Annotated in this window: 18 protein-coding genes; 9 read left to right on the plus strand and 9 right to left on the minus strand. The window is 43.2% G+C overall.

Features of this window, described 5'->3' with window-relative positions:
- Positions 1–63 precede the first annotated feature (63 nt).
- From L0991_16250 to L0991_16275, 6 genes are all read right to left on the minus strand, one after another.
- Entirely contained in the window at positions 64–540 is a 477-nt protein-coding gene (locus L0991_16250) for a hypothetical protein (GenBank protein ID XGB65465.1), read from the minus strand.
- Positions 541–643: 103 nt separating this feature from the next.
- Complete coding sequence (locus L0991_16255; GenBank protein XGB65087.1) at positions 644–1,162, minus strand: GNAT family N-acetyltransferase; 519 nt, start codon at positions 1,160–1,162, stop codon at positions 644–646.
- A gap of 91 nt (positions 1,163–1,253) precedes the next feature.
- On the minus strand, positions 1,254–1,421 hold the full coding sequence (locus L0991_16260; protein ID XGB65088.1) for a hypothetical protein: 168 nt from the start codon (positions 1,419–1,421) through the stop codon (positions 1,254–1,256).
- Between the two features lie 94 nt (positions 1,422–1,515).
- Positions 1,516–1,872 carry a hypothetical protein gene (locus L0991_16265; protein ID XGB65089.1) on the minus strand — a complete coding sequence of 119 codons (357 nt, stop codon included), beginning with the start codon at positions 1,870–1,872 and terminating at the stop codon, positions 1,516–1,518.
- Positions 1,873–2,095: 223 nt separating this feature from the next.
- On the minus strand, positions 2,096–3,343 hold the full coding sequence (locus L0991_16270) for a RidA family protein (protein ID XGB65090.1): 1,248 nt from the start codon (positions 3,341–3,343) through the stop codon (positions 2,096–2,098).
- 483 nt (positions 3,344–3,826) lie between these two features.
- On the minus strand, positions 3,827–4,711 hold the full coding sequence (locus tag L0991_16275; protein XGB65091.1) for an AraC family transcriptional regulator: 885 nt from the start codon (positions 4,709–4,711) through the stop codon (positions 3,827–3,829).
- A gap of 193 nt (positions 4,712–4,904) precedes the next feature.
- On the opposite strand from L0991_16275, the gene L0991_16280 reads away from it, so the two are divergent.
- The 6 genes from L0991_16280 (at position 4,905) to L0991_16305 (ending at position 10,876) form a co-directional block, all read left to right on the plus strand.
- Entirely contained in the window at positions 4,905–6,053 is a 1,149-nt protein-coding gene (locus L0991_16280) for an iron-containing alcohol dehydrogenase (protein XGB65092.1), read from the plus strand.
- A 264-nt stretch (positions 6,054–6,317) separates the two neighbouring features.
- Positions 6,318–7,034: an amino acid ABC transporter ATP-binding protein gene (locus L0991_16285; protein ID XGB65093.1), complete on the plus strand. Its 717-nt coding sequence runs from the start codon at positions 6,318–6,320 to the stop codon at positions 7,032–7,034.
- Positions 7,034–7,831: an amino acid ABC transporter permease gene (locus L0991_16290; GenBank protein XGB65094.1), complete on the plus strand. Its 798-nt coding sequence runs from the start codon at positions 7,034–7,036 to the stop codon at positions 7,829–7,831. The genes L0991_16285 and L0991_16290 overlap by 1 nt, the downstream gene beginning before the upstream one ends.
- Positions 7,832–7,843: 12 nt before the next feature.
- Positions 7,844–8,653, plus strand: coding sequence for a transporter substrate-binding domain-containing protein (locus tag L0991_16295; GenBank protein XGB65095.1), 810 nt, complete (start codon positions 7,844–7,846; stop codon positions 8,651–8,653).
- Positions 8,654–8,792: 139 nt separating this feature from the next.
- The gene (locus tag L0991_16300) at positions 8,793–9,716 is read left to right on the plus strand and encodes an amino acid ABC transporter permease (GenBank protein XGB65096.1); all 924 of its coding nucleotides are present in this window, start codon (positions 8,793–8,795) and stop codon (positions 9,714–9,716) included.
- Positions 9,717–9,931: 215 nt separating this feature from the next.
- Positions 9,932–10,876: an ADP-ribosylglycohydrolase family protein gene (locus L0991_16305; GenBank protein ID XGB65097.1), complete on the plus strand. Its 945-nt coding sequence runs from the start codon at positions 9,932–9,934 to the stop codon at positions 10,874–10,876.
- Positions 10,877–11,075: 199 nt separating this feature from the next.
- On the opposite strand, the gene L0991_16310 is transcribed toward L0991_16305, so the two are convergent.
- Positions 11,076–13,082 (minus strand): TonB-dependent siderophore receptor, encoded by a 2,007-nt coding sequence (locus L0991_16310; protein XGB65098.1) that lies wholly within the window; start codon positions 13,080–13,082, stop codon positions 11,076–11,078.
- A 20-nt stretch (positions 13,083–13,102) separates the two neighbouring features.
- Between L0991_16310 and L0991_16315 the strand changes: the two genes are divergently transcribed.
- Positions 13,103–14,311, plus strand: coding sequence for an AraC family transcriptional regulator (locus L0991_16315; protein XGB65099.1), 1,209 nt, complete (start codon positions 13,103–13,105; stop codon positions 14,309–14,311).
- Here the strand turns inward: L0991_16315 and L0991_16320 are convergent.
- Positions 14,308–15,216 carry a LysR substrate-binding domain-containing protein gene (locus L0991_16320; GenBank protein XGB65100.1) on the minus strand — a complete coding sequence of 303 codons (909 nt, stop codon included), beginning with the start codon at positions 15,214–15,216 and terminating at the stop codon, positions 14,308–14,310. The genes L0991_16315 and L0991_16320 overlap by 4 nt on opposite strands.
- A 101-nt stretch (positions 15,217–15,317) precedes the next feature.
- Here L0991_16320 and L0991_16325 point away from each other — a divergent pair, with 101 nt between their 5' ends.
- Positions 15,318–15,926: a LysE family translocator gene (locus tag L0991_16325; GenBank protein ID XGB65101.1), complete on the plus strand. Its 609-nt coding sequence runs from the start codon at positions 15,318–15,320 to the stop codon at positions 15,924–15,926.
- 57 nt (positions 15,927–15,983) lie between these two features.
- Here L0991_16325 and L0991_16330 read toward each other — a convergent pair whose 3' ends face one another.
- The gene (locus L0991_16330) at positions 15,984–16,541 is read right to left on the minus strand and encodes a hypothetical protein (protein XGB65102.1); all 558 of its coding nucleotides are present in this window, start codon (positions 16,539–16,541) and stop codon (positions 15,984–15,986) included.
- 296 nt (positions 16,542–16,837) lie between these two features.
- Between L0991_16330 and L0991_16335 the strand changes: the two genes are divergently transcribed.
- A complete protein-coding gene (locus L0991_16335; GenBank protein ID XGB65103.1) occupies positions 16,838–17,770 on the plus strand; it encodes a VirK/YbjX family protein in 933 nt (310 codons plus the stop codon).
- Positions 17,771–17,778: the final 8 nt, after the last annotated feature.

Genomic DNA, 17,778 nt, shown 5'->3' on the forward strand with positions numbered 1-17,778 from the left:
ATAAGTAAAAAGGCTTGAAGCTGGCTTGAAGCACCCTGCCAGCTTCTGATAGGTCGTTACTTTTTACTGTGTATCGACATCGTGGTTAAAGCATTGTCTCGTTACCAAGCCCCACTTATCATCCTGATATTGATCTTCTACATAGTTACCTGACGTGTAGTCCGTTACTACATCTCTCCAAAACTTAACGGCGTGATCCGCACCTAGTACTTGCTTAATTTCCCAGCTGCCTTGTAAACGTTTAAAAAGCTCAGAAATGAATTGCTTCCCGACTTTGTTCTTGCGGAAATAAGGTACAACATAGAAATCACAAATTTCGAATTCATTTGGCGCTTTGGTCTCAATGGCGGTCAAGGCGGCTGGCACACCATCAACATATAACAGGTAACCCGTTACTGCATCACCAAGCGTCGGATAAATCTCAAACAAACCGTTCTCATCGGGCTTATCTCCGATGATCTTTGAAAACTCAGCCGCATAACCCTGATACAAATTCGCATATACGTGCTGAATACTACTATCGACTGTCACGATGTTCATAAACTGTTCTCTGTATTGTTTCGCACCACAATGGTGTGAGCTCATCTTTCCGAGCCTATTATCTCATTGATCATAGGACAAATAATAGCTATCGAGCATGCATTTAGAAAGATATCACCTTGCGGTAAAAATTGGCGTCTTGATGTTGCCCTTTGAATACTAAGTAGTTTTCTACACACTCAACTAATTCAAAACCTGTATTTGATAATATTTTGTTTGAACCAATATTGTTGACTAGAGCGTAGGCATCAAGATATTTAAGAGATGAGTGTTCCGACAGATAACCCAGCAACTTCCTAACCGCATTAGTGGCAACCCCTTTAGAACCAAAAGCTCGACCAACACGATAGCCAAGCTCCCCGCTTTCACCATTTTGGCTGATATCGCGAACGTTGATTCTCCCACAAATAACGCCTCTGGCGTCTTTAATCAGCATTGGAATCAGCTCACCATTTTGATATTCCTTTAGGAAGTGCGCAATTTGTTCGGCAACCCCTGAATCAGAATAGAAACTGTCATCCCTAGCAGGAACAAATTGATCAAACCACTCTCTATTTTCGAGTTCAAATTCCAAAAGTGGACCAACATCACTTGGTTGAAGTAAGTGTATAGATATATCCATAAGTAACTCTACAAGGCTCCCTTTAAGTGCTGTCTTTGTAGATCACGCAGTTTGCGTGTTTCTCTCTAGGCCAATGAGAGTCAACCATCACTCAAAGTATTGGCATGACCAAAAACAATCCCATTACCGCCATAGACAACAAGGCACCACTCAAAAAACTCGGTGCATGAAATGGGCGAACTTTTGATTTAACGGCCTCTCTCTCAATCGCTTCTTGGTAAGTTTTAACGGAGAGTTCCTTAACGTAATTATTTTGCATAATAAGCTCCTTCTGAATAACTAAGAGAAGCTTAAGACTTGAAGTTAAGTTGAGGTAAAGCGAAAAATCATATTAATTCACATCGTTAAACGAGTTATTCCAAAATCACCCTAAATACATCATTATTCACCCCCCCCACATCCACTAACTCTCCAGTTTTCATATGAAGTGACGTGTTTAATTGTCGAGTCGAGCGTGGCTCTTTCGTTTCTCGAATCACGAGCATATCGACCAAGTAACCAGAGTCTTGCTTTCGTACTAAGCCCGAAAAAGTCACACTTTCAGCTCTATCGGCGAGTACTGAATTAAATGTTTTGTCTTCTAATACGCCTGCAGAGATCGATGTCTCGCCATAAAACAACGTGATACTTGTTGGGTCCGGTTGTAAAGCTTCATTGGACGCGCAGCCCGTCAGAGCTAGGCATAGCATTAAAATAATTCTAAATGGCATAAACTTGTTTTCTTACGTTAAGCTTCTGTTTTTCATATTAAAACACTTCGAATCAATAAACACCATAAGTTGGCAGAAGCCTGTTTTGAGTAATTTGTGGAGAGAAGCTTAATGGAAGGGCTACGTATTGAGATGGGTTCATTAATCAAAGAATCGGCTCTAGCCCCTTGTTCAGAAGCTAAAGCCGACATTAGATCGAGATTATCGAATTGGATTCAATGAATTAAGCAATAACATCTTGTGGAGGTGTACCTTCGCAGTTAGATACGACGGCATCAATTTGGATTAATGCATTCATAGGAATCTCTGAAACCCCAACCACCGTTCTTGCCGGTAAGTCAGCATTAAAGAATGTAGTATAAACCTCGTTCACCGCATCAATATCTGAAATATCTTTAAGTTGTATATTAATTTTCACCGTATCGTCCATGCAATGGTCAACACTTTCAATGATCGCCTTAATATTCTTAAGACACTGTTCAGCTTGCTCTTTAATACCACCAGCAACCACTTCATGGGTTTTCGGATCTATAGGAAGTTGACCTGAAATATGGTTGTAGTGAGAAAAAGCAACGGTGTGCGAATAAGGCATGAATGGTGCTTTAGCAGTGTTATTTGCTTCAATAACCAGTAAGCAAGTATCTTCTGGCAGTTGTGGCGGTGTGCCATCGCCATGTGAAACTGAGGTATCGATTTGGACTAAAGCGCCCATTGGTAATTCAGATGCCTGCACAATCGTTCGCGCTGGAACGTAACTTGGGAAGAACTTAGCACAAGCTTCGTTTACCTTTTCTGCATCTTCGATATCTTTTAGGTAAATCGTGGTTTTCACCACATCATTCATAACATGGCCAATGCTTTCTAGAATCGTTCTAATGTTTGCTAAACATTGAGTTGTTTGCTCTGTGATTCCACCTGGAACCAACTCACCAGTATTCACATCAATCGGTAATTGAGCCGAAAGATTATTGTAGTGAGAAAAAGCCGCAGTCTGAGTAGACAAAGCACTCTGAGGGGCTTTATCCGTATTTCTTGATACCTTAACTAACGCACATGGTGCCTGTGGTGTTGTACCTTCACCATTCGAGATAAGCGCGTCCATTTGAACTAGCGCATCGCTCATTGGCAGAGCTGCAACACCAACCACTGTGCGTGTCGGAAGGCTATTACTAAAGAAGCCCTTGTAAACTTCATCGATAGCTTCCATATCGGAAACGTTCTTAACGAAGATATTAATTTTCACCACGTCATCCATCACATGGTCGATACTTTCAATAATCGCTTTCATATTATTCAAACATTGCATTGCTTGAACTTTAATATCACCGATGACTATTTGACCTGTTTTAGGAACAATGGGTAATTGAGCAGAGAAATTATTGTAATGAGAAAAAGCAACTGTTTGTGTAGATACATTATTTAGTGGCGCATTTTCAGTATTTCTTGAAATTTTAATGATATCGCTACTCATCGGTATGATCCTTTTAATAGAATAAGAATACGTATTTATATTGAACAATCGTATTGGAATGAATAATTAAAGTAGCGCTATGTTAGGTGAACAACTTTGGGTTGAACGTGACATGTATCAGACTATCACTCAACTAATATCCAGTGACTTATGGGATAATTAGTCATCGAAAGACTAATTATCCACGTAACTTAGGTTTGAGAACTACTCCCCCCCAACTGTTTTTAAGTATATCCAATAATATTGAATACTTTCCCACATAATATAATGGTTAAGTTATTAAATTTAGTTCGTGTTTGTTAGCTTGTTCACACTAAAATACCCTCACCGATGAGTTTTAGAAGTTAACTCCTTATTTCCATGCATAAATGTTTAGGCTATCTAACTAATTATTTTAAATAGCTTGTTTTATATAGTTACGTTAATAATATGTTTAATAAAAAACATCACCTGTTTCAGAACATAGATTGCGAGGAAGAAAGACTACACCGCTCTTGGAGTAGTATTGAAATGACGCTTAAATTCTCGGCTGAATTGAGATGGACTAGAGTAGCCAACCCGGCGTGCGGCATCACTGATACGCAGGCCTTCTAACTGGATCAGTTCTTTGGCTTTGTTGAGCCTTACCTTCTTCAAGTATTGGAGTGGTGATTCGAAAGTGACGTTACGGAAAGCATTATGAAAAGCAGACACACTCATGTTTGCTTCGTCAGCTAGTGACTGAACAGTAATGGTTTGGTCATACTCTTCATGCACTTTAGACAATGCTTTGGCGACGCGTGCGTAATGGCCATCATGATGAGCTAAATCAAACAGTACACGGCCCTCAGAGCCTGTTAAAGCGCGATAAACAATCTCCGTCACCATTGCATCACCTAAGATGTTGGCTTCGATATCGCAATGCAGTGTCTTCGCCAACCGAGTGAAACTCTCTAGCATCGCCGTTTCCATTCGAGTGGACTCTAAGCCACTCGAATTCTGTTTGTGCTTGTTGCAGTAACTCTCTAGAAAACCTTGCTCTTCGAGCTTTTTCACTAAGCTGTGCAAACGCTGAGAATCAATGTTGATCGACAAACCCAGTAACGGCTCACCGTCAACCGGTAAAGCTTCACACTCCAATGGCATTGGCACCCCCACCACTAGGTAGTCACCTGCCGCGTAAGTTACCGGCCTGTCGCCTATGTAGATATTCTTTTTACCCTGTCCAAGCATGATGATACCTGACTGGTAAGTGAATGGTTGGCGCTGATTCCCACCACTACTGCGATACAACCACACGCCCTCTATCTCTGTTTCTCTGATCCCTTCAAGATCATCCCAACCTTTGAGTTCAACGTAAGATTGCAGTAACTGAGCGAGTGTATTCATAACAGGCGATGTTCCATTCAAAGGGTGATGTTAGTTTGCACAAAAGCCCAAAGAGAATATCAATTATGTAGAAATAGGCAATTAGTTTGGAGAAATTGACCTTCACCACCCTAATTCCGTGTACTAATATGCAAATATAGAAATTAAGCACTACTACAAAATAAAAATTTTAGCTTTACACAAGGAACTGACGATGCAATTTACCTATGTTAACCCTACTGTTATCCACTTCGGCCAAGGCCAAATCAACGCTATCAGCCAAGCCGTTGATACTTCAAAGAAAGTACTTGTCATCTACGGTGGCGGTTCAATCAAAAGCAACGGTGTTTACGACCAAGTAGTCGCATCTCTTAAAGATCACGCTTGGATTGAGTTTTCTGGTGTTGAAGCAAACCCAACTAAAGAAACATTAGACAAAGCAGTCGCTATCGTTAAAGAAGAAAACGTAGAATTCATTATCGCTGTTGGCGGTGGTTCGGTAATCGATGGTTCGAAATATGTTGCAGCAGCAGCGAAATACGACGGTGACGGTTGGGACATCCTAACAGGTAAGCACCAAGTAACCGAAGCGACGCCAATCGGTGCTGTACTGACGCTTCCTGCTACAGGCTCTGAATCAAACATGGGCGCAGTAATCACTCGTAAAGCGACTCAAGAGAAGCTGGCTTTCCTAAACCCTGCGGTACAGCCTAAGTTTGCAGTTATGGACCCAGATGTAATGAAGTCTCTACCAGAGCGCCAATTGGTGAATGGTCTGGTTGATGCTTGGGTTCACGTCTGTGAGCAATACATCACTATGCCTGCTAACGCGATGGTTCAAGACGGCTACGCAGAAACATTGCTGAAAAACCTTCTTGTACTGGGTAAACAATACGACGAGCGTGACAACGACGCATGGCGTGCAAACCTAATGTGGACAGCTAACCAAGCGCTAAACGGCCTTATTGGTACGGGTGTTCCTCAAGATTGGGCAACGCACATGATTGGTCATGAATTCACTGCATTATGGCATGTCGACCACGCACGTTCTCTAGCTATCGTTCAACCTTCACTACTTCGTAACCAGATTGAAGCGAAGCGCAATAAGCTAGAACAGATGGGTCGTAACGTATTTGGCCTAGAAACTGGCGCAGATTTAGCAGAGCGCACTATCGATGCTATCGAAGCCTTCTACCACAGCCTAGATGTAGCGACTATGTTTGATGGCTACGAGGCGGATAAAGCAACAGCTATCGACAACGTGGTTGCACAACTAGAATCACATGGCTATTTACAACTTGGCGAGAACCAAGCGATTACACTAGAGAAAACTCGCGAGATTCTAGAGTCTGCGATCCATTAACGGTTAAAATTAAAGCAAAGAAATCACGTTTCTAAATAAAATCGCGATAATTTAAAAATTTATGCAGCGAAACTGAACCAAATTCTTTGACCTTGCGTATACCCACAAGCAGCGTCCTCATCCGGCGCTGCTTTTTATTTGCCCTACAAGATGCTATTAAATTCTCATAAGTTCCTAATTTTATGTGCAATCATATTTCTATATTGTTAAGGTAAACCTGTCTCTTTACTAGGTATGAACAACGATTTGAACAATCTTAAGGAAATGGTTAAGTTTAAGTCACTTAACAAGTGGTATGGTGATTTTCATGCCCTAAAAGATATCGATCTAAATATTGAACAGGGAGAGATTGTGGTGATTTGCGGACCATCTGGTTCTGGTAAATCCACTCTTATCCGCTGTATCAATCAGCTAGAACCGTTCGAAAGTGGCGAACTTTCCGTGTTAGAACAGTCGCTTCCCTGCAAGTTCAACACACCAGGCCAAGTTGGAATGGTGTTTCAGCACTTCCATTTATTCCCCCATCTTACTGTGCTCGAAAACTTGACTCTGTCTCCTATTCGTACGCTCAAAAAAAGCAAAGAAGAAGCAGAGAAAACCGCCATGCATTATCTCGAGTGTGTACACATCGCAGAGCAAGCGAATAAGTACCCGGCTCAACTTTCAGGCGGCCAACAACAACGTGTGGCAATTGCGCGCTCTCTTTGTATGAAGCCAGAACTACTGCTATTCGATGAACCGACATCTGCTCTTGATCCGGAAATGATCAATGAAGTACTGGATGTAATGGTCGAACTGGCAAGTGAAGGTATTACCATGGTGTGCGTGACACACGAAATGGGCTTTGCAAAACGCGTTGCCGACCGAGTCATCTTTATGGACGAAGGACAGATCGTGGAATCTAATACGCCACAGAGCCTGTTCGAAAATCCTCAACACGAACGTACTCAAGCGTTCCTAAATCAGATTCTGACTTACTGATGCTGCTGAAAATAGTGAAACCCGCCCTCTCCGCCTTGGTACAAATTGTGGTGCTTGCGGCAGCCGTTGTATGGATCCTCGATTCTGGCGCTCAGGCGATGGGATACAGCTGGCAATGGGAGCGAGTACCTGACTACATCGCCTTCTATGAAGATGGTGAATGGTGGCCTGCAGAGTTGATGGAAGGACTACTCGTTACCATCAATATCTCTCTGATTTCTTTAGTTGCAACACTGGTAATTGGCTTAACCACAGCCCTATTACGTAATTCCAATTCAGTGGTTGGTCGCACCCTCGCCACCAGCTATGTGGAATTGATTCGTAATACACCACTGTTGGTGCAAATTTACCTGCTCTATTTTGTATTCGGCCCTGTTATCGGTCTGGATCGATTTAGCACGGCTGTTTTAGCCTTGGCACTTTTCCAAGGGGCATACACCGCTGAGATATTTCGTGCTGGGTTAAATAGTATTTCTAAAGGACAGTTTGAAGCCGCTCAATCTTTGGGCTTATCAAAGACCTATACTTATTGGGATGTGATTCTTCCTCAAGTGGTACAACGCACGTTGCCACCTCTGACCAACGAAGTGATCTCCCTTATCAAAAACTCTTCGATTGTGAGTGTCATGGCTATTTTCGACCTAACAACCGAGGCCAGAAACATTGTTTCTGAAACTGCGATGCCATTTGAGATCTGGTTCTCTGTGGCAATCATTTATCTTGCACTTACACTTTCACTTTCTGCCGTTGCAGCTTGGCTTGAGCATAAGCTCGGAGCTAACTGGCGAACACAATAAGGATTTATCAGCATGAAGCTATTTAAAACCGCTATCACTGCTTTACTTGCGCTTGCCGTAAGTTTGCCTGCACTTGCGTCTGAAACGCCTAACCTAGACAAAATCAACGAGCGTGGCTCTCTACGTGTTGGCATGTCGACTTTTGTTCCTTGGGCAATGCGTAACAAACAAGGCGATCTTGTCGGCTTTGAAATCGATGTTGCAAAACGCCTTGCTGAGGATTCAGGCTGGAAAGTTGAATTTGTACCGACAGCATGGGATGGCATTATCCCTTCACTGTTATCGAATAAGTTTGACGTAATCATTGGCGGTATGTCGATTACTGAAGCGCGCGCTAAGAGTGTTCTTTTTACTGAACCATATTCTCACTCTGGTGTTCAACTGGCGGCTAACAAAGAGCTAGCAGAAGGCTTCAACAAGATTTCGGATTTCGACTCTCGTCGAGTGAAAATTGCAGCTCGTCGTGGCGCCTTCACAGTTCAAGTTGCTCGTGAAACCTTCCCGAAAGCGAAAGTACTTCAGTTCGATGACGACGCTCAAGCGTTCCAAGAAGTACTAAACGGCAATGCACACGCGGTTATCGCTTCTAGCCCTAAGCCAGAACACGAAGCAATCAAGAACGCTGACACGCTATTCATTCCATTTGATGAACGTCTATCAAAAGGTAACGAAGCATTTGCTGTTCGCCTGGGTGAAACGGACAAAGCGGAGTTCTTCAACGAGTGGATCAAAGCTCGTACTGAAGACGGTTGGTTGAAAGAACGTTACGAGTACTGGTTCTCTACTCTAGATTGGCAAGATCAGATTGCTCAAGGTCAGTAATCGACGGTTAATTAGAAGCTAAAGAACTAATCAAGGCAGCACCTTGCTGGTACTGCCTTTTAAGATACACCCGAGATAGCAATGAATTCATAGCCCATTCTCACAACACATTAATAATCATTGTTTAAACAGGAATGACGTGAGTAGTACTAGCGCATTATCAACGCCCAAGCCCAACCTTCACATGAAGCCTTGGTATCAACGCCTCAATCTATTGGATGGTGTGTTATTTGCCATCATTTGTGCGTTTGCAGGTTGGCTTTATTATCGCTCTGCTGTCGGCATTAACTATCAGTGGCGATGGGAAGACGCGTTCACGCTGATCTTCATTCCACCTTCTCAAGGTAGCATCCCTTACTTCTTCCAAGGCCTAGTCGCAACACTACGTTTAAGTTTGTGGAGTATGGTGTTGGCCTTATCTTTCGGTACCCTGCTTGGGGTCGCAAGACACTCTAAGATCGCTCTATTTAAAACACCAGCTCTGCTTTTCATCCAATTGGTTCGAAATATTCCACCACTGGTTTTTGTGTTTATCTTTTACTTTTTTGTCTCTAACCAGCTGATTCCTTTGCTTGGTTTAGAAACCCTTCTACGTGAACACAATGGCGATATTAACCAGCTGCAAGCCTTTCTATTTGGCCCAGCCAACCTTTGGGAAAACTTAGCTTCTGGGGTTATCTGTATTGGTCTACTCTCTTCGGCGTATATCGCTGAAGTGATTCGCGCTGGCTTGGAAAGCATTCCTAAAGGCCAATGGGAAGCGGCGGACTCACTTGGTTTATCCGTCTTCTCAAAATATCGATATGTGATAGGCCCACAGGTATTAACCGCGATTACACCACCTTTGGCTGGCCAAGCAATTTCGTTGGTAAAAGACACCTCGATTGTGTCTCTGATTTCGATTCAAGAAATGACCTTCGTTGGCACCGAGATGGCCAACTCATCCGGTTTGATCTTTGAAATCTGGCTGATTGTTGGCGCGGTTTACTTCGCATTATGCTTTACTCTCTCGCGTATTTTCAGAAAGATAGAACAACGCTCAAGTGCTTATCTCAACCGCTAATTTGCACCTAGTCACCCTATTGTTTCTACAGCATTTCAGTGACCTTTTCTTACCCTAGCCTATAATATTCATCAGCTTATCCTGATTGGTTTAACTCATTGACCAATCAGGATTAATCATTTCAAAACTCTCGTCTAAAACACAGCAAACCCTTCATTTAATTACTATACTTTGAATACCAAATCCCATCGGACTCTCTCAAAGGTCAAACCAACATGGACAATCATAAAGAACGAGCGTTTTATGCCGTTGTCGGTGCATTAGTCGGGGACGCTGCCTCTATGGGGCTGCATTGGTTATATGATCAAGAGAGGATCTTGCAGGTAGCGGGTTTCGAGCCTGAGTTTCGTTCGCCAAACGAGTCCGATTATCAAGATAAAGGCTATTTTGCTCACCAAGGAAAATCCGCAGGCGACCAATCACAATACGGCGCTCAACTATTAGCGATGGTCGATAGCCTAGTCGACAATCAACAATACGATGAAGCATGCTACATCAAGCATTTCCGCTTCTGGTTTGATTTCGGCGGCAGTTGGCAAGGTTACATAGATAAAGCAACGCGCATGAGCTTGCTGAACATACACCAACTGGAACTGGCCAATGCCCCCATCACAGCCTGTGGCGCTGATGACACGCAATTACCAGCTATTTCAAAAATCATCCCATTAGTGGCTTGTACTTATACTTCTCACACCTTACCAGCGATGGTCGAAAGCGCGGTTCGAGTGACTAATAACAACGACAAAGCCGTCGAGTGGGCGCAGGCTATTACCCTGCTGATTCAAGCCTCGATACAAGGTAATTCGCCATCACAATCGGTAGAGATGGTAAGACAGACCTGCAGCAAGTTTATACATGATCAAATCGATGAAGCACTAGCCGAACCTGAACTTTCAATCACCGAGGCCGCAAAGAAATTTGGATTGCATTGTGAATTAAGCGCCGCGTTCCCGCTGATGATTCGCATCATTGCAGGCGCTCAAAGCTTTAAACAAGGTATTAGAGATAACATCTTATGTGGTGGTGATAGTTGTGGACGTGCGATTGTGATTGGCGCGGTATTAGCGGCTTGTTTCTACGAAGAAGACGGTGCGATTCCAAAAGAGTGGCTGAAGCAAGTCGAGCTCAATGGTGGTGTATTGTCTCTGCCCATTGAGTAATTTGTATTAAGCCCATGTAACCTTTCTAGCAATAAAAACTAAAGCGCCTGTCGATTCCTTGCTCGACAGGCGCTTTTCTTTCCACTATTCACTTCAACGAATGGCTTAAACGGATAGCTTCAGTTTCGGGCAATAAACTTCGCGGATCCCTACGACCGCTAGTTTATCACTCTAACTGAACCTATTTCGTTCCTCGTACCTAGAACTGATACGCGGCAGAAAGCTTGTAGTTACGGCCAGGTTCATAGTCATCTAGCGTAAAGCCTCTCGCCGTACCTGAACGAGATGCGTGTGAGGTGTATTGCTCATCAAACACGTTGTCGATACCAAAGGTAACAGACAGTCCATCGACTGTTGATGGTACCCATTGAGCGTAAAGGTTATGCACGTCGTAACCTTCTTTAATTGGCTGACCATCAAATACGTTATCTTCGTCTTTAACAAACATCGAGTTCCACCCAAAGATCGTTTCAAGCGCTTCAGACTGATAATCCAGAGTCAACGTGATGCTATCGCCCATATCAATACTGCGACCATTTCCACCCGCGACAGCGCCGCCTGTGTCTTTGTTTTTAGTATCTGAACGTGCATAAGAAAGTTTACTGTTAAACATCTCGTAGCCGTAAGACAAGCTTGCTTCAAAGCCTTTGATCTCCACGTCGCCTAAGTTGTAGATCAAGTAACTTTGGCTCGCACGCTGGTACTCTTCTGCAATGTAATCATCAATATTGGTTTGGAATACAGTTAGGTTCGCACCAACAAAGTGATCATCAATACGCTTGTCGAAACGCACGCCACCTTGTGTGTTCTGCCCTGTTTCAGCTTTGATATCATCCGCTAAGTATGCGGCATCTTGATACGCAATAAAGGTCTCCATCAACTCTGGGCCTTTAAATAGCGAACGTGTGCTCGCAAACAGCGTCCAATCTTGTGTCACGTCCCATTGCGTCGCTAAAGACCAAGTTACATCATCGAAATCGTCATTTCCTGTCTCTGCTTTACGCTGATAATCATCAAAGCGAATACCCGCTGTGATCGAGAAGGCTTGAGTAAAGTAGAACTGGTCTTCAACAAAAAGCGCGGTAGAAATGGCCGACTCATCCATAAACTTACTGCTGCCGTAATAACTGCTTGATGACTTGTCCATGTAATCAAAACCGTAAGTCGCAACATTATCAAACGACATCAAACGATAGTCCGACTGGAACTTAGCATTCACGCCAAAGTTCTGATTCTTTGCCGTGTTTTTAGACAAACGGTTCGAAGGCCAGCGTGGTGCCATAACAGTTTCATCACGCTTAATTTCAGTTTGAGTGTTGTAAAGCGTCACGTCACCTTGATGAGTATCGCCACGTAGCTCATAGCTTGCAGTGACGGTGTCACGGTCGTAATCGGTTGGGATCAGAATATCGTTAGACAGACCTTCATTAGCGCCACCCGACATATCCGGGCGCGGGCTGTAATCGCCGCTATCGCGGTAGAGATCATAAGCGAGTTCAAAACGGTGCAAGTCGCTCGGTTCAAAACCAATCTTACCAAGAATGTTGTATACGTCCCCTTCTGAACCAAAGGTCTCATTGCCGTCACCATCTTCAAAGTTATCACGGCTCATGTAGTGGCTATAGAGCATGGCATCAACGTTATCCGACAATAAGCCATACACAGTTAAAGAGCCTTGTTGACTGGCGTTAGTGGCATAACCGCCATAGACACGAGTTCCGAATCTTTCGTCATAACGAAGAAGGTCTTTTGCATCTTTAGTTTCAAACAACACAGAGCCACCGAGTCCATTTTGCGTGACTGAGTTGTTACCTACTTGGATATCGGCCGATTTCAAAATGTCTGGGTTAAGCGTGAGGTTGCCAATATGGTGGAACATGTTGGCGTGCTGAGAAGCGCCATCAAGTCGAATATCGAGGTCCGTTTCGCTCAAGCCACGAATCGTAATCCTTTGGTTCACCGAGTGCGTGCCGCCAACATCAACACCCGGAATCTCACGTAGTAGATCAGACATATGGTCAGCTTGCTTAAGTGACATATCGTCGGCAATGATCGATTCAGTATTGCTTGATACTTTCGTCCCCCACACCACCACTTCATCAAAGTGCGATGTGTTCTCTTCTGCTATCACAGGGCTACTAACCGCACTGGCTATAGCAATACAGAGGGCTGAAAGCTTGATTGTTGAGCTGACTGGGCTTTCCATAAATTCAATCCTAGATGTAAATGATAATAATTCGCAAATATGATAGAGTTGTAATTTATAAATGCACAGATGATTTGCTTATGCGAAAACGCATAGCTGTTATGAGGAAAAGTCAAATGGGTGAAGTAACGTCAGAGCAAACTAAACTTGCCGAAACGACTGTGGCGAAAGCGAATGTAACAGCCAAAAAGTCTACATTAACCAAGAAGGTCGCTCTCACCAAAAAGCTAGAACAGACTGAAAAGCAGATCATCGTGACACAAGGTCAAACTAAGCAGACTTCACTCGCTGAGGGGAAGTTTCTTTCTTACCAATACAACGACCAAATTTTTGTGCATGGTGGTCGCTGTATCGAACTGGTCGACAGTAATATCGTATCTACGGCTCACTCCGCTATTTTGATTACTATCCTTCTCGAAGGAAAACTCACCTTTGGCTACGACGATTTGGAGTTCGACCTCGATGCCAGCAATGGACCACAAGGCGTGGTCGTGAACTTAGCCAAACCAGCCAACTTTAGACGTTCGTTAATTCAAGATAACAAAATGAATAAGATCAATATCTTGGTTAAACCACAATGGATTAAAACACGTTTGAGTGATCACTGTTCAAGTAAGTCATTCTTAGATTCACATAAGGCTTGTTACGATATTCAGATCAACACTGACATCATTCAACTCGCTAGCACGCTTACAAGCCAAGCGACACCAACCAACTTTCAGGACAAGCTTATGGTCGAGACGCTGACTCAACAGTTACTTGCTCAAACTTTGTCTCAAATGCCGCTCCAATGTTGCCAAGAGTGCTCCACTGAAAATATAAACGTTAGCCAAAATAGCACGAATAAAAACAGTGGTTTTGCTGAAAACGATAGCCAAGTTAAGGCCGAAAAAGGGTTCGATGGAAAGATAGAAGACATCATCAGCTACATTGAAATCAACCTGGATCAGCCGCTCAGCCTTGAAAGTATCGCTCGTCGGTTCTCAATGAGTGTCTCCAATTTACAGCGCCGCTTTAAGCAATCTTACAACCTAACCATCAACGGCTATATTCGCCACCGACGCCTAGATATCGCACGTTTGCATTTAGAGCGAGGCTTAGTTTCAATCACCGAAGCGGCCTATGAAGCGGGCTATCAACATCCTTCAAACTTCACCAATGCGTTTAAGAAAGCGTTCGGTGTGCCACCCCATGAGCTTGCTAAACACTCGGCATCAAGAGTCAATTAGCTTTTGCCTTTGGGAGACGTTGGTTCAATAGCTGGAACACACTGCGACAGCTCACTCTTCAGCCAAGTTACGAACAAGTGGCCTGAATCATCTTGTTCGCTGTCTTGTGTGAGCAATATGTACTGATGACCAGAAGGTACAAAGCCAAACGGAGCGATCAAGTTGCCTCTTTCAATATCATCGGCGACAAGTGGGTAAGACCCAAGTGCAATTCCTAACCCATCAACAGCCGCCTGAAAGCAAAAGTAGAAGTGTGCGAATGTTTGGTTCATTGCTACTTGTGATAAGGCCTCGCTGTCTATTGTGTCTTTTGTGATAGACATCCAATGCGCCCAGGCATTCAGTCGAGTACTGCTGTGCAATAACTTCATATCACCCAAATTCTCCTTTATCTGTTGCCAGTATTCAGGAGAACAAACGGGCCCAACCCACTCTTCAACTAATGGTGTCTGTTTATAGCTCTCGGTTAGCTTAAAATCATCCCGTCGAATTGCCATATCGAGCCCCGTCGCATCTAGACTCACAGCCCCACCAGCAGTCGACAAACGAACATCAATACCCGACTCAGCGTAAAAATCGCCTAAACGAGGCATCAACCAACGCATGGTTAATGTTGGCTCACACGACACCTCGAGTGCGTGGTTGTTCAGTTGGTTGAGCTTTTGGATACCTGTGTCCAACGCCTGAAACGCTTGCTCTGTGTAGCCTTTTAGCAGCTCACCCTCTTTGGTCAAACACACATTGCGCCCCTGCTTATAAAACAGAGTTTGTGACAGGTGGCTTTCTAACACCTTGATCTGTTTGCTCACCGCACCATGGGTAATGTTCAGCTTGTCTGCCGCTTCGCTGTAACTCATCGAATGCGCGGCAACATGAAAAACATGAAATGCTTTAAGATGCCTCATGTGTGATTTTTTCTCACAGTTTTGTCGATTTCATTTCGATTATAGGTAGCAAATAAAAACCATACAATGGCTGCTCATCAAATAAGAGAGTTGGAGTATTTATGGAGTGGTTAAGCTTAGCAGTGTTGGGACTATTGATTGTCATAAGCCCTGGCGCTGACTTCGTTTTAGTTCTGAAGAATAGCGTTAATCAAGGTAGGCAAGCTGGTATTTGGACAGCGCTAGGGGTAAGCCTAGCGATTTGTGTTCATATTAGTTATTCAATGCTAGGTATCAGTTACTTAATTTCACAGAATGAGCAACTTTTTGACATCATTCGTTACGCAGGTGCCGCTTACCTTATTTACCTTGGAATCAAGGGAATACTAGGCGCAGACAACAAACTTACCCCTATGGAAGGAGCATCAGAGAACATCAGTACTTGGCGCTATTTAGCGCAAGGCTTTTTGTGCAACGTGCTTAACCCTAAAACCATGCTGTTCTTCTTAAGCATTTTTAGCCAAGTCATCTCACCTAACGCTGAAAACCAACATGTTGCACTCGGTTATGGGCTTTATATGATTATTCTTCACGGCTTGTGGTTTGGAATTGTCGCAATGTTATTTACTTCGAAGACTTTGCAAAAACACTTGTTGAAAGCCAAGAAAAGGCTCAACCAAGCGTGTGGATTTGGATTGGTAACGTTTGGCTTAGCACTAGCATTAAAATAATCCGATAAATCACAGCAACTATGGCAGCAAAGGAAGCTGCCATATTGATGAACTTAACTAACCTTCAAAGCCACTCACTTCCCATTTGTTACTCACTTCGTTCGTCAGTAGATTTTGAAAATGCACAGCATCATCCGGTTGCCAAAAACCAACGTGTAAAGCAAAGGAACGATCTTCGTCTTGAGTCGCGTGAATAAAGTTAGAAGACATCGTTATAGTATTAGCCTTTATGGTGTGCTCAGTCTTTAGATCAAGACTAAGAAACGATCTTCCATCATTGGCAACAAGACCACGACGCATATTGCATCGAAACTGCGTTAATACATAATTTCCCGGCTTGATACCATCAAACAGTGCGTACTTCGTATCTTCATACACAAATACGCGTAAGGTTTGTGGTTCAGAATCTACTAATTTACCATCAACTTTTTCTTGTATATCAAAAGAAAACGTTTCGCATGGGTAAGTTGAGTCATACTTAGAGATGTTGGTCGCGATAGCTAACGCCCCGTTACCTTGAGGTTCTGACAATGTGTCCGTAGCCGAATTGGGAATACTTTTACAGCCCGAGATGCTTGTGGCTACGGCAAACGCAACAATCAGAAACTTATTCATACAAAGCCTTTATTTTAATAAACACAAATATTCGGCGACCCTATCATTAAAACATCAGACCGAAAATGTTAATTTATAAAATATTGATATAGCTGGCATTATTTTGTAGTAAAGCTGATAGTTTTATTATTTATCAGCATCTTATTCGAGTTTTCCCCATCGCATTAGTTATCCTGATTGATAGAAACTAACTTGTTCAAGTTTCACGATTTTTTCACTCCCCCCTACTTATCATTTTATGGAGCATCGTTTTTTATTTTCAACGATGCTTTTTTGTTTTCTAAGTTGAGGTAAACGTGCAAAATTTTCGTCAAATCGTTGAGCTTTCCAATGCTGTACACCCAAACACCAAAGGTTTAACCCGAATCAAGAAAAATCTGCGCTTTACACTATGGGGCGTTATGAACCCTAAGATCATTCGCAAAGTGCATCAGCTTAAAGAGAAAAGCAATCTCTCAAACCTTCTTGAGCAGAATCCTAAAATCTTTGAAAAGCCACTCAAACCATTCATCTGTATTGCCATCAAACCTAAAACACGTGCTTCGTTACTGCATTCTCACTTCGAACTTTTAGAACAAACATTTGGTCCAAACACAGTGCATCTGCACCTTTCTAACTTTGAGCTTCTGACCTTTGCAGATCGAAATGGAGATGAGTTCAGGATTGAGACTTTCTCAGGGGAGTCTCGTGAAGGCTCCTTGGGGATCAGACTCGTCGAAGCCAATACTGGGCTGACTATTTACTCGGTCACCTTCAATATCTCTGATAACAATGGGCAGCGCACCATGCACATCGGCTGCCTACAAGGCACAAACAAGCGCATCACCAGTAGCCAGGATAAGATCAAAGAACTAACGCGTTCCTTACACGGGTTAAGGCCAAAGTCACTGATGGTTGAGCTCGCAATTATGTTTGCGAATTACATGAAAGTTGATGAGATTCTAGCAGTTTCGAATAAAGGTCATATCTACCAAGCGATGCGCTATATCGGATCAAAACGAGGAGCAATCTCGTTTGATTACAACACACTATGGACTGAAAATGGCGCCTCTTTGGTCGATAAACACTGGTTTTCTTTGCCCACTAAGCCTCTTCGTAAAGACACTGACACATTGAAAAAGACCAAACGCCGCTTGTACACAAAACGCTATGATTGGCTAAAGGAAACTGAAGAGCAGATCATTTCACGGTTAAACGAAATTAAGTCTGCTCCCACGTTATTACATTAATTATTAAT

Origin of the sequence: Vibrio chagasii (assembly GCA_041879415.1) — a bacterium.
Classification (GTDB): domain Bacteria; phylum Pseudomonadota; class Gammaproteobacteria; order Enterobacterales; family Vibrionaceae; genus Vibrio.